The organism is Mesorhizobium sp. NPDC059054 (assembly GCF_042739215.1).
Taxonomy (GTDB): domain Bacteria; phylum Pseudomonadota; class Alphaproteobacteria; order Rhizobiales; family Rhizobiaceae; genus Mesorhizobium.
In genome coordinates, this window is record NZ_JBHYHV010000005.1 from 463,031 (window position 1) to 476,877 (window position 13,847).

Annotated in this window: 7 protein-coding genes; 3 read left to right on the forward strand and 4 right to left on the reverse strand. The window is 63.4% G+C overall.

The window, feature by feature from the left end:
- Positions 1–3 precede the first annotated feature (3 nt).
- Together ACFWXH_RS23145 and ACFWXH_RS23150 are read right to left on the reverse strand one after the other, a co-directional pair.
- Positions 4–699 (reverse strand): response regulator transcription factor, encoded by a 696-nt coding sequence (locus ACFWXH_RS23145; RefSeq protein WP_379123672.1) that lies wholly within the window; start codon positions 697–699, stop codon positions 4–6.
- Positions 696–2,138, reverse strand: a complete 1,443-nt coding sequence (locus ACFWXH_RS23150) for a sensor histidine kinase (protein WP_379123673.1) — start codon at positions 2,136–2,138, stop codon at positions 696–698. The genes ACFWXH_RS23145 and ACFWXH_RS23150 overlap by 4 nt, the downstream gene beginning before the upstream one ends.
- A gap of 344 nt (positions 2,139–2,482) precedes the next feature.
- Between ACFWXH_RS23150 and ACFWXH_RS23155 the strand changes: the two genes are divergently transcribed.
- The gene (locus ACFWXH_RS23155) at positions 2,483–8,377 is read left to right on the forward strand and encodes an autotransporter domain-containing protein (protein ID WP_379123674.1); all 5,895 of its coding nucleotides are present in this window, start codon (positions 2,483–2,485) and stop codon (positions 8,375–8,377) included.
- Positions 8,378–8,392: 15 nt separating this feature from the next.
- On the opposite strand, the gene ACFWXH_RS23160 is transcribed toward ACFWXH_RS23155, so the two are convergent.
- Positions 8,393–9,442, reverse strand: coding sequence for a DUF2865 domain-containing protein (locus tag ACFWXH_RS23160; RefSeq protein ID WP_379123675.1), 1,050 nt, complete (start codon positions 9,440–9,442; stop codon positions 8,393–8,395).
- Positions 9,443–10,069: 627 nt separating this feature from the next.
- Entirely contained in the window at positions 10,070–10,960 is an 891-nt protein-coding gene (locus ACFWXH_RS23165; RefSeq protein WP_379123676.1) for an FCD domain-containing protein, read from the reverse strand.
- Positions 10,961–11,077: 117 nt separating this feature from the next.
- Here ACFWXH_RS23165 and ACFWXH_RS23170 point away from each other — a divergent pair, with 117 nt between their 5' ends.
- Both ACFWXH_RS23170 and ACFWXH_RS23175 read left to right on the forward strand, forming a co-directional pair.
- On the forward strand, positions 11,078–12,217 hold the full coding sequence (locus ACFWXH_RS23170; protein ID WP_379123677.1) for a C45 family autoproteolytic acyltransferase/hydolase: 1,140 nt from the start codon (positions 11,078–11,080) through the stop codon (positions 12,215–12,217).
- Positions 12,218–12,263: 46 nt separating this feature from the next.
- Positions 12,264–13,820, forward strand: a complete 1,557-nt coding sequence (locus ACFWXH_RS23175) for an ABC transporter substrate-binding protein (protein ID WP_379123678.1) — start codon at positions 12,264–12,266, stop codon at positions 13,818–13,820.
- Positions 13,821–13,847: the final 27 nt, after the last annotated feature.

Consider the following 13,847-nt stretch of genomic DNA (forward strand, 5'->3'; position numbering starts at 1 on the left):
CGCTCATTGCACCGTTGCGGCAGCCGTGAAGGTGTAGCCCACCCCATAGACAACCTTGATGGGCGCCGGCAGGCTTGTGTGGTCTTCGAGCTTGCGACGAAGCCGGCTGACGATTGCGTCGAGATGTCGGTTATCAAAGTTCGACCTTGGGCGCGCAACGATTTCCATCAGGCTCTCGCGCTGGCAGATCTCGCCATGGCGCCTGCACAACACGTTCAGGAACGCGAACTCGGCCGCCGTCAGTTTGAGTGAACGGTGATTGGGCGCGGTCAGCACCCAGGAGGTTCCATCCAGCACCCACCGTTCACCGGCACCGTTTGTAGCGGGCGCCTGTTCCCCCGTCCTGCGCAACAGGCTGCGGATGGCGGCTTCGATCTCGCGCAGCGTGCTGTGCTTGACCAGGTATATGTCCGCGCCGCTCTCGAAACCGCGGATACGGTCGTCGCTGTCGCTCAGCGCCGTCAGCATGATGATGCCGCAGGCATGCGACTTGCGGATTTCGGCAGCCAGTTCGAAGCCGTTGCCATCGGGCAGTCCGACATCCAGGATGATGACGGCAGGCGAGCTGCCCGCCTCCAGCACCTGGCGGAGCTCGCGCGCCGTCGCGACGCCCTCCGCCGTGAAGCCCGTCAGTTCCAGGAAGTCGGCCAGGTCCTTGCGCAGCCGCGCCTCGTCCTCGACGATCAGGATGTGCGTCATGCCGTCACCTCCTCCAGCGACGATTGAGCCGCGCTCGTCAGCGGCAATCTCACGATCGCGGTCATGCCCCGGCCGTCATTGGCAAGCAGCTGCAGCTTGCCGCGATGATAGGTGAGCAGCTTGCGGGAGGAGTAGAGGCCGAGCCCGGTTCCAGTCCCGGCCATCGTGTTGGAGGCCCTGAAGAAGCGCCTGCCGATCTTGTGGAGCTCAGCCTTGGGAATCCCGATGCCATGATCCCGCACACGCAGGACCAGGTTTTCATCCTCCTTGCGCACATCGATCTCCACCGGCTCATTCGCCGACGAATATTTCAACGCATTGTCGATGAGATTGATGAGAACGGTTGCCAGCATTTCGGGGTCGGCGAACAACGGAATGGCGGCGTCATCCACCACAAACACCAGGCGTTCGCCGCGCCCGGTCATGTCGAAATGCAGCCTCACATCCCCAACCAGGGAGCCGACCCGTATCGTCTCCGGCTGGAATCCGCTGTCACGATCGTTGGCCATGAAACGGTCGATTAGGGAGAACAGGCGGTCGAGCGCCTCGCCTATGCCGGCGATGCGTTCCTTCGTCGCTTCGGGCGACTTGTTGCCGACCAGACCGATCATGTCGGTCGCATTGCGGATGATGGCGAGCGGTGTGCGGAACTCGTGGCTGACGACGCGCATGAAATCCGCCTGCTCGTCGCGAAGCGCGCGCTCGGCCTCTAGGCTTGCGGTCAACTGGCTTTCCAGCCGCCTCCGTTGCCGCACCTCGCGCGACAGCGCGGCGTTCTTCTCGCGCAGGTCGGCGGAGAGCCGCGCGTTGACCATGAACAGCAGGCAGGCAAAGAAAGCGATGAGGAACAGCGTGCCCTGCAGCAGGTACCAGGCGTTGCGGTCGGCCAGCACCGACGCGCTTTCAAAGTCGGCTGGCAAACGATACTCGATGACACTCTGGACGATGCTTGAGATCATGTATTCGGCAAGCACGCCGATCGTGATCCAGCGCAGCAGCGACGGCTGCGTCCGGTCCCGCATCAGTCCCAGGCACATCATCGACATGATCACCACCGTGAAGACGGTCGATGAATGGATGCGGATGGCGATGTTTGTCGGATCGAAAGTAACTGCGGCACCCCAGACCACGATCTGGAGCAACAGCAGCGTAACGCCGATCCAGGTATAGCGTGGCTGGCCCAGGAAGCGTGCAAGCCCGTCGGCGAGAAGCACCAGGCCCAGCTTGATGATCGTGTTGTGGAGCACGATCGCCCAGGGCGCCGGCTCCATGCCGCGCACGATCATCAGCAGCACGCCGAGGGCGATGGCGGCAAAGCCCGCCCCGAGGAACTTGAGTTCGTAAAGGCGGCGCCATGCCAGCCAGACGAACAGCCAGGTGACGGCCTGCAGGCTCGCAGCGGCGAATGTGACGACCAGGACGGTCTTGAGATCAAGCATCCTTGAGCATTCGTAACGAGAATCCCAGCCGCATTTCCCACTGCGCGCGTACAGAACTTTGCAGGAGTTGGGCAGGCAGGCAAGCACGATCCGGCGCTGCAAGAATTGGTCAGAATTCAGCAGAATTGATCAGTGGAATTGCTGCGAAGGGACACTTTATCCTGCGCTGACAACGCCATGGCGTTCGCGTGGCGATTGCGAGGGAGCTGTTGGCGAGGGGATGCGTGCGTGGCGGGCGCAGGCGAACCGATACCAGCGCGGGATGCGAGGTTTCCGGAGGCCTTGCGTGATCGGATCGGTGGCGAGGCAGGCACCCTGCCCCCTGCCATGCGAGGGGAAATTCCATGACATCAGGCAGACGCCGCTCGTTCGCGCTTTTATGTTCCGCGGCGCCCTTCGCCCTGACGCTCGCCTTGTCGGGATCGATTGCCTTTGCCGGCGGTGGCGCTGCCGGCAAAGGTACCATCGGCACACCCGGCGCGGGCGGCACACTGGATAGCCCGCAGGGCGGCGACGGAACCGGAAACAGCGGCGGCGGCGGCGGTGGTGCCGGCGGCGGCGCCGGCAGCGGTGGCGCCGGCGCAATCAATGCGGACGGCAGTGCCGGCGGCGACGGCGGCGACGGCGGCACTCACGGCTACATCGGAGCGGCCTTGCCGGCATCCGACCTGACCGGCGACAATGGCGGCGACGGAGCTACCGGTAAGCTCGCAAGCGGCACTGCGAATGCAGGCGGCGGCGGGGGTGGTGGCGCGGGTGGCTATGGCGCCGTCATCACCGGCGGCGGAACGGCCGAGGTCGCCAGCGGACAGACAATTCAGGGCGGCAACGGCGGCAAGGGCGGTTTTGGCGACACCACCGGCGGCGCGTCTTACGGTGAGGGCGGCGAGGGCGGCCTGGGGCTCTCCTTCAATGGCGACAGGCTGACGAATGCCGGCACGATCGGCGGCGGCAACGGTGAGACGGGTTACAAAGGCGGCGGTGGTGGCAGTGGCCTCAACTTCATCGGCAACGCTCTGACGAATGCCGGTACGATCGGTGGCGGCAATGGCGGAATGGGTCTCGACACCTTCAGCGGCAACGGCGGTTATGGCATCAACTTTTCCGGCACCACGCTGACCAATACCGCGACCGGCATCGTCAAGGGCGGAAACGGCAATGGCGGCTTTAAGGAAAGCGGAGCGGGCGGTGCCGGCCTTGTCTTTTCTGGAGAAACGCTGACGAACGCCGGTGCGATCAGCGGCGGCAACGGCGGATTGCCCACTGTCTTTCACCGCGCTGGTGACGGCGGTGCGGGCCTTTCCTTCTCCGGTATCGTGTTGACGAACACCGGCACGATCAGCGGCGGCCTGGGTGCCGTGACGTCGGGCGGTGGCGGTGGTAGTGGCGGCAACGGCATCGATGCCAACGGCGATGTCGACAATCACGGAACGATCCAGGGCGGCCACGGCGGCGACGGCGACAACCAGATGTTCGTCGACAATGTGGTCCACGGCGGCCTGGGCGGCACCGGTATGACCATTGGTGCCGGCATCTTGACGAACACGAACAACATCGTCGGTGGCAACGGCGGCCGGGGTGCCTCCGCTCCGACCTGGACAGCAGGCAACGGCGGCGCGGGCGGCGCGGGCGTGGACGGAAACGGCACCACCATCATCAACAACGGCACGATCGCCGGCGGCACCGGCGGCGTGCGTGGGACTGGCGCCGACGAGACGAACCTGCACGGCGCCGGCGGCGTGGGCGTTTCCGGCTCAAACCTCACCGTTACCAACTCCGGTACGATCTCGGGCGGACTTGCCGGCGACGGCACGCGAGCGGACGCCATCGTCTTCACCGGCGGCACCAACCGGCTCGAACTGTGGAACAGCTCGATCATCAACGGCGCGGTCGATGCCACTGCCGGCACGGGCGACGTGCTGGCGCTCGGAGGCGCCACCAACGGCACCTTCGATGTTTCCGATCTGGAGGCGACGGCACAATATCGCGGCTTCGAGCACTACGAAAAGACCGGCACCAGCACCTGGACGCTGCAGGACGCCACGTCGACATCGACACCCTGGGTGCTGAAGCAAGGCACGCTTTCCGTCGCATCGGACGTCAATCTTGGCGGTGGTGGCGGCGGCCTGACCTTCGACGGCGGTATCCTGCAGGTCACCGGCACCGATTTCACCGATACGGCACGCGCCATCACCTGGGGCAATGGCGGCGGCGGCTTCGACATCGCCGATGCCGACAACACCTTCACCTTGGCTCAGAACTGGAGCAATACGAACGGACATTTCTCCAAACGGGGCAACGGCACGCTGGTTCTGGAGGGCGATGTCGAGACCGCCGTCATGGATGTGACGGCAGGAACGCTGAAACTGGAGAATGGCGCAACATTTCGAGAACCGGTGCGCGCATTCGGCCCCGAAAACCTCATCGGCGGCACTTCCGGCGCGGCAGTGATCGTCAGCGGTGCGAGCGAACTCGAGTTCTCCACCACGCTTTATGTCGCCAGAAATGCCGGCGAAACCGGCACCCTCAAGGTCACCGGAAGCGGTTCCGTCATAAAGGCGTACATGATGGGCATCGGCCGATATGGCGATGGCGAATTGATCGTAGAGGATCAGGGGAAAGTCGACACCCAATATTTGTATATCGCCTCAAGCGAATACGACACCACCAGCACGAACAGCAAAGCCACTGTCTCGGGCCTGGGATCGACAGTTGTTTCCGAGATAACGCAGGTCGGTGGTTACGGCGACGGAGCAAACGGCTCGTTGACGATCATGAATGGCGCATCCCTGACTGCGACCTTTTTTGTCAATCTGGCAACCGAGAATCCAACAGGCACCGCCTCGCTGAATATCGGCGCCGCCAGCACCGATCCCGCCGATGCCGTCGCCGCTGGCCAAGTCGTCGCCCCGACGGTGGTGTTCGGGGAAAACGGCGCCAGCCTCAACTTCAACCATACCGATGCCAACCACGAATTCGCCGCCGCATTGGGAAGCCAGAGCGCAGGAATAGGGACGGTCAACCACTACAATGGCGTCACCAGCCTGACGGGTGACAGCACGGGCTTCTCAGGCAAGACGAATGTCCATGGCGGAACGTTGCGCGCGAACGGCACCCTCGGCGGGACGATGACGGTGCATGCCGGCGGAACGCTGGGCGGCTCCGGTACGGTCGGCACCACCACCGTGGCCTCTGGCGGGCATGTCGCGCCCGGCAACTCCATCGGCACGCTGACGGTGAATGGCGACCTCACCCTGTCGGCAGGGTCGATCCTCGACTATGAACTCGGCAGTGCCGGCGCATCCGCCGCCTCGCCCGGCATGAGCGACGGCATCGCCGTCACCGGCAATCTAACGCTCAACGGCACGCTGAACCTGGCGCAGAGCGGCAACCCTGCCGACGGTGCGGCCGGTTTCGGCTATTACCGGCTGATGACTTATGGCGGTACGCTTTCCGGCGGCGGGCTGACATTGGGAGCCACGCCCACCTTCACCGATCCCGCTCTTTACGAGATCCAGGCCGGCGGCGGCAATGTCGATCTTCTCATCAGCGCCAATGGCGACGACACGCTGCAGCACTGGCAGGGTGGCAACGGCACCTGGAACGCCACCAACCTGAAATGGCTGAACCAGGGCAGCATCCTGCCCGACGACTGGGCGGGCAACCATGCGGTGTTCAAGAACGAGCCCGGCGGCTTTTCCGGCGGCACCATCACCATCGACGGCGCACAAAGCTTCAAGGGCCTGCAGTTCGTCGACAGCGGTTATCGACTGGAAGGTTCGGGCTCGCTCGCCATTGACGGCTCGGACAGTGCCGACGGCAATGCCGAAATCCGCGTGCTGGCTGGCACGACTGCGAATATCGCCACGACGATTACCGGGATCGGCGGCCTGACCAAGACGCAGGGCGGCACGCTCGTGCTGGAAGGCAGCAACAGCTACCAGGGCGGAACGACGATAAACGGCGGCACGCTTTCCGTTTCCGCCGACGCCAGCCTCGGCGCAGCGACCGGCGCGCTAAGCTTCAATGGCGGGACGCTTCAAGTCACGGGTACCAGCTTCACCGACACGGATCGCGACATCATCTGGGGTGCTTATGGCGGCGGTTTCGATATCGCCGATTCAGGCACCAGCTTCACGCTCGGCCAGGACATTGTGGGCGGGGGCGATCTGATCAAGCGCGGTGCCGGGACCCTGCGGCTTACTGGTGACAATGCCTATGGCAACACGCTGGTTGCCGCAGGCGTGCTGATCGGCAACGCCGGCTCGATCTCGGGCGATATCGGCAACGGCGCCACGGTAGTGTTCGAACAGACATCCGACGCCACTTTTGCCGGCACCATCGCCGGGCTCAACGGCAGCGCGGGCAGCATGATCAAGCAAGGCGCAGGCAAGCTTGTGCTCACTGGCGCCTCCAGCCTCAACTGGTCGGTCGATGCCGGCGGGCTCGTCACGGCCGGCGAGCGTTTCACCGGTAATGCCGCCATCGCCACGGGCGCATCGCTCACTTTCGAGCAGACAGCCGATGCGAGCTATGGCGGGAAGCTGAGCGGCAGCGGCGCCTTGATCAAGACGGGAACCGGGACGCTGCGCTATGACGGCGACGGCTCAGGCTTTGCCGGCAAAACAACGATTGCCGACGGCAGCCTGATCGTCGGTTCCGATGCCGCGCATGGCAATGCCGTTCTCGGCGGATCGCTCGACGTGCAGACAGGCGCTACGCTGGGCGGTCACGGCACCGTCGGCTCCGGCGCGGGTTCGACGGTGGCGATCGCTGCCGGCGGCACGATCGCCCCCGGCAATTCGATCGGCGCGCTCACGGTGAATGGCGACATCACCTTCGCGGCCGGCTCGACTTTCGAAGCCGAGATCGACCCGGCGCTGCAGAGCGATCTGATCCATGCCAGCGGCACCGCGACGATCCATGGCGGCACGGTGCATGCCGTCAAGGCGGGCGGCGTCTACAGGCCCGGCAGCCGCTGGACGATCCTTGGCGCGGATGGCGGCGTCAGCGGCACATTCGACAATCTCACCCAGAACATGCCCTTCGTCGACCTGGCGCTCGCCTACGATGCCGGCAAGGTCTACATCGACACGACCCGCAACACTGCGGCATTCTGCGACGTGGCTCGGACGCGCAACCAGTGCGCCACAGGCAACGGGCTGGAGAGCACCGGCGGCGGCAATCCCGCCTACGATGCCGTTGCCGCCGTCCCCGACGAAGACAGCGCCCGCAAGGCACTCGATGCGCTCTCCGGCGAGATCCATGCATCGGCCAGGTCGGCGCTGATCGAAGATAGCCACTTCGTGCGCGACGCCATCAACGATCGCCTGCGCGCAGCCTTCGGCGGAACGGGGGGCTCCACGGCTCCGGTGCTGGCTTATGGCGAAGACGGACCGACCCTGGCCTCCGCCGCTACCGACAGTTTCGCTGCCTGGGGCACGGCTTTCGGCTCATGGGGCAATTTCGACGGCGACGGCAATGCCGCCGGCCTGGATACATCCAGCGGCGGCTTCCTCACCGGTTTCGATGGATCGATCAGCGACAGCGTCCGCCTCGGCATCGCGACCGGTTACAGCCATACCAGCTTCAGCACCGAACGCGGCTCGGGTTCCAGCGACAACTACCATCTCGGCCTCTATGCCGGCACGCAGCGGGGCAATCTCGGCTTCCGTTCGGGGCTTGCCTATACGTGGCACGACATCCAGACATCGCGCTCGATTTCCATTCCCGGTTTTGCCGACAGCGCCAGCAGTGAACGGGATGCCGGCACCTTCCAGGCTTTCGGCGAACTCGGCTACCGCATCGATACGCCGGTCGCCGCCTTCGAGCCCTTCGCCAACCTGGCTTACGTCAATCTGCGCACGGACGGCTTCACGGAAACGGGCGGCGCGGCGGCGCTCACCGGGCAGGGCGAAACAACCGACAGCACCTTCACCACGCTTGGCCTCAGAGCCTCGACCGCCTTCCCGCTCGGCGCGACGAACGCGACGGTGCGCGGCATGCTGGGCTGGCGCCATGCCTATGGCGCAGTAGCGCCGGCCAGCACGCATGCTTTCGCGACAGGCGATGCCTTCACGATTTCCGGTGTGCCGATCGCCAGGGATTCGGCCCTCGTCGAAGCCGGGCTCGACCTCGACCTGACCGACAGCGCAACGCTGGGCATCGCCTATCAGGGCCAGTTCGGATCCGGCGTCGAGCAGAACGGCCTCACTGCGAGGTTCGCAGTGCGGTTCTGATCGGGAACCAAGCCCTCAGTTTTCTACGGAGTCGTCAATTTCGGCGCCTGTCTTCTCCTTGGCGGCGAGAGACCTGGATGCGGTGCGCAGCGGGTCCACCTCCGGGGCCGGCACAGAAACCTGTTCGGAGTCCGGGGGCATCATCCCAGGCAGGATGATCCGGATTTTACGAGAACTCATATCATCTTCCTGCGCCATGCCGACGGTTGCGGCAGGGGTCACTTCGCCGGCATAGGCGATCTCGGGGCGAGGACCCGGCACCGGCATGTTGACGTTTTTGTAGGTGGCCAGGGTCGTGGCGGCATTTGCCCGCACCAATGCCACTCTCCGGTGATAATCCCGGAAATCACAAGCCGCGAACTTTGCCGCATCCCTGTATCGGAAGGCGGAATGCAGGTCCTTGTACGGCAGCCCTTTCGACACGGAGACCATCTCTTCCGTTTCCTTGGCGGGATCGTCGAGCACATAGAGATCGATATTCTGCGTCCCGCAGATGTACTTGCACCGATCGAGCATGTTGGAGGCATAGTCAGTGCCGACGAATTGCGAATTGGATGCGGGGAAGTAGTAGCCATCCTCCTGCCGCACACAGAAGAACATCTCTTTTTTCGACCCCCTTGAGGGTTGCGTTGTCGATTGAGCCGGGCGGGACGTGTTCTCCTTGACGGCCACTTTCCGGCTCGTGGAGCAGCGCAAGCTGGAATATCTGGCGCGCAGCAATTCCAATCGTCCGGTCGACCCCGAGCCCAGCCTGCTCAGCTGCGACTGGATGCCTGCCTTGCGATTTGCCAGATCCCGGCATGCATTGAAAAGTCCGCTCATCGAATCCGAACTGCATCGACGCTGCTGCTCCAGCCTTCTGATTGCCGACAACTGCCGCATCAGCGGAAGCGCATCCGCACCGGAAACGGTCCGGTCGGCGGACCTGATCTGGCGTGCGATAACCGAGCAGTCGTCAGCCTGGGCGAACGACCAGACAACACACAATGGCAAAGCGACAAGTACCGCCATGCTTGTTTTGCGACATGAGAACAGATGGGCGAGAAACATCGAAACCTGAGACATGCCCGTACTCCACGCTGAAGGGCAAAAGATGCTCCTAGGAAGAACCGAGTTCGCTGGTGTTCGTTGTCCGCGAGCCGCCTTGCAGCTCCGACAAAATCCGGTCGGCATCCAATCCCGCCACGCATGCAGCCAGCATCAGCCGCAAATATCTGGGCGGATTGGGATGATCGAGATGACGCAGGGCTGCGATTGGAAGATCCAGCCGCCGGGCAAGGTCCTGCTCCGAAACAGCAAGGGTGACTGTTGCTTGACTGAGCAAGGCTCCGGCTTTCTTTCGCCTTGCTGCTCTAGGCACCGGAACATTCCCGGCTTGCCCTATTCAACGCGTACCCGAACAAGGTCTGCTTACAATGGATAAGTTGCTTCATCAGCCTTCTTTCGAAGCTTACCCACCCGCCGGATGCTAAATTAGCTATAGGTGAAATACGTTTGCAATCATAAAAGACACGATTTGGACAAATTGTCGTTACCAAGTCGCCACAATTGACCGGCTGGCAGGACAATCGCATTTGCCGCTCGGCACTGCTTGAAGTGGGGGCTGGCTCGCCGTCCCTTCCCAGCAGAAGTCATGGGGGTCCAGGTCATGCCCTGGCAGAGATTTCCGATTAGCCGGCAAATATGCTCTTCCTACAGACTATCGTCCAGTTCGCGGCTTGCGCGCTCGATATGGCGGCGCAGCAGGGCCTCCGCGAATTCGACGTCGCCATCGCCAAGCGCGTCGAGGATGGCGATGTGCTCCTTGCAGGCATTGTGGATGCGTGCGCCGCTCAACTTGTCGAAGTCGGCATATTCGGTCATGCGCCGCAGATTGTTCTGCTGGCGCACGACCTGAACCAGGAAGCGATTGTGGGACCATGACGCAAGCGTCTCGTGGAACTGCGCGTTGACACGAAACCAGTGGTCGCGACGAACATTGCCTTCTGCCGCCGCCAGGATCGTCTCCTGTGCAGCGCGCAGGTTGGCGAGTTCCTGGGAGTCCACCCTAAAGCTCGGCTGGCGCAGCGCGCCACATTCGACGATCAGGCGAAACTGATAGCTCTCGGCCACGACCTCTTCCGACGTCAGGCTTTCCGCGAAACCCCAGCCGTGCCCCTGCAGGCGCCGCGCCAACCCTTCGGTGGCGAAGCGCATGAGCACCTTGCGCACGGCTCCGCGCGAGAAGCCGTAGCGTTCGGTGAGTTCGGCTTCCGACACTTCGTCGGCGATCGACCCGGCCGCACGGTCGGACATGATGCGCCGATAGAGCACCTCCATCTCGGAGGGCGCCAGATTGTCCTGCTCGTCCGCTTCGTTCGGCAGGCGGGCAAGCAGGTAACCGCGGCCGGGTTCGTGTTCCAGCAATCCGCGCTCGGTCAAAAGGGCAAGTGCTGCGCGGATCGGTGAGCGCGAGACACCAAGCTGCTTTGCCAGGGCGAAATCGGAAACGCGGCTGCCGACAGGCCAGTTCTCCGCTGTCGCCAGCGAAACGACCTGGCGCGCCATCTCGATCTGGAGGTTGCTGTTCGTCGGAATCGTCATGTCGAGCCCCACATTCCCAAATTTATTTTCACATAATTCACTTGACAGCGCCATATCCGCTCAAATAGCGTTTTTTAAATACACAAAAAACACAACGATGGGCGTACGAAAACACCGATGGCCGTAGATCCCTTCCCCTTTGTCTCCGTCTCCGGAACACCGTTCGAGCGCGGCCGCCAATACGGCGCGACCGTGCCGTCCCGCATCCGGCGCAGCATCGAACTCTATGGCGACCAGCTTGCCAAGCTGGGCTATGACGAAGCTGACAAGTCGCGCCTGATCAACGAGTTCGCGCGCGAGATCGAGGCCTTCGGCCCGCATTATCTCGAAGAGATGCGCGGCATCGCGGCCGGCGCCGGCGTTGCCTTCGAAGACATCGTCATGATCAACGCCCGCACCGAGGTCGTCGCCAAGGCGCGCCTCGAAAAGAACATGCCGGAGGACGCCGAGCTGGAAGACGGCTGCACCGGTGCGGTGATCCTGCCGGAGCGCAGCGCCAGCGGCACGCTGATCCACGGTCAGAACTGGGACTGGAAGGCGGAATGCGCCGAAACGGCGATCGTGCTGAGGGTGGTGCGCGAGGACGGCCCGGACATCCTGACCTTCGTCGAGGCCGGCGGGCTGGCGCGCTGCGGCATGAACGCCGCCGGCGTCTGCATCACCGCCAACTACCTCGAATCCGAGCGCGATTTCCTCCAGGCCGGCGTGCCGCTGGCGATCATCCGCCGCAAGGTGCTGGAACAGGGACATTTCGCTTTCGCCGTGAGGGCGGTGGCGACCACGCCGAAGGCCTGCTCGAACAACATGATGATTTCGACGGTGGGCGGCTTCGCCATCGATTTCGAATGCGCGCCCGATGAGGCTTTCCCGCTCTATCCCGACAATGGCCTGATCGTGCACGCCAATCACTGGGTGAGCCCCGTGGCACTGGGCAAGCTGAAGGATACGGGCCTCACCAGCGTGCCGGAAAGCGTCTATCGCGACTGGCGCGTGCGCAAGCTGCTCGACGAGGCCGGAGAGAAGCTTTCGGCAGGTGACCTGAAGAACGCCTTCTTCGACGACTTCCTGTCGCCGCATGCCGTATGCCGTCCGCCGCGCCCGAGCATGAGCGGCAATCTCTCGGCAACGGTGGCGATGGTCATCATGGACCCGGCCGCAGGCACGATGGAAGTGGCACCGCTGCCGGCACTCAACCGCAACTTCACGCGCTACGGCATGACCGGAGACCCGGCGCCCGTCGCGCTTGCCGCCGAATAACCGGAAACCGGAACGGCTGCGAAACGATCGATTTCGGGAGGAAACAATGAACAAGACCATGCTCAAGGCAGCCCTGGCGATGGGGCTGTTCGCAACCGGTACCGCAGGCGCGCTGGCGGAATCGGTCATCAGAGTCCAGCTGCCCGCGGACATCCGCTCGACCAACCCCGGCGTCAATCGCGACGGTGACACCGATTCCGTCGTCATGCATATGGTGGAAGGGCTGGTCGCCTATGGCGAGGATGGCTCGGTGAAGCCGCTTCTGGCTGAATCGGTGTCCGTCTCCGACGATCAGCTCACCTACACGTTCAAGCTGCGCAAAGGTGTGAAGTTTCATAACGGTTCCGAAATGACCTCGGCCGACGCGCTGTGGAGCTGGAACCGCTACATGGATCCGAAGACCGAGTGGCGCTGCCTTTCGGAATTCGACGGCCGCAACAATCTCAAGGTCACCGGCGTGGAAGCGCCGGACCCCGAGACCATCGTCTTCAAGATCAATTCGCCGAGCGCGCTTTTCCTCAACAAGCTGGCGCGCACCGACTGCGGCATGACCGCGATCCTGCACAAGGATTCCGTCAAGCCGGACGGCAGTTGGGACAAGCCGATCGGCACCGGACCTTTCCAGCTCGCCGAGTGGAAACAGGGCGAATATGTGCGGCTCACGAAGTTCGCCGGCTACGCCAATCCTGCCGGTGAAAGCAGCGGCTACACGGGAAGCAAGCGCACCTTGGTCGATGAAGTGCGCTTCGTCGTCGTGCCGGATTCCTCGACGGCGAAGGCCGCCCTGCTCAGCGGCGATATCGATCTCATTCCGGACATGTCCAATGCCGACGTGAAGGAGTTGAAGGACAACAAGGAGATTGCGCTTTCGACCGCCGAACACATGGGCCTCGTCGCCTTGCTGTTGCAGACGCGCGATCCAGTGCTGTCCAATGTGAAGGTGCGCCAGGCCATCGCCGCTGCCATCGACGGCGACCAGCTTGTCGCCGCGACGACCGAAGGGCTCGGCCATCGCAACAATTCGGTCGTGCCGCGGTCGTCGCCCTTCTACGGCAAGGTCGAGCAGGAAGGCTGGAGCGCCGATCCGCAGAAGGCCCAGCAATTGCTGGCCGAGGCCGGCTACAAAAGCGAGCCCATCACCATCCTCGCCAACAAGCGCTATCCGGCCATGTATGACGGCGCCATCGTGGCCCAGGCCATGCTGCAGGCCGCCGGCATCAACGCACAGCTCGAGATCCTGGAATGGGCGACGCAGCTCGACCGCTACACCAAGGGCAACTACCAGGCGATGTCCTTCTCCTATTCGGCCAGGCTCGACCCTGCGCTCAGCTTCGAATCGATGATGGGTCCAAAGGACAAGCAGCCGCGCAAGGTGTGGGACAATCCGGAAGCCCAGAAGCTGCTCGACCGGGCCATGGTGGTTTCCGACAAGGCCGAACGGCAGAAGCTGTTCGACGATCTCCATCGCCGCTTCCTCGAGGATGTGCCGATGGTGATGCTCTACAACGGCATCACGACCGCGGCCTATTCGAACAAGATCAAGGGCTTCAAATCCTGGCCGGCCAGCAGCCCCCGGCTCTGGGAAGTCAGTGTGGCGGACTGAGCCTGCAATCTCCAGGATGTGGCCGGA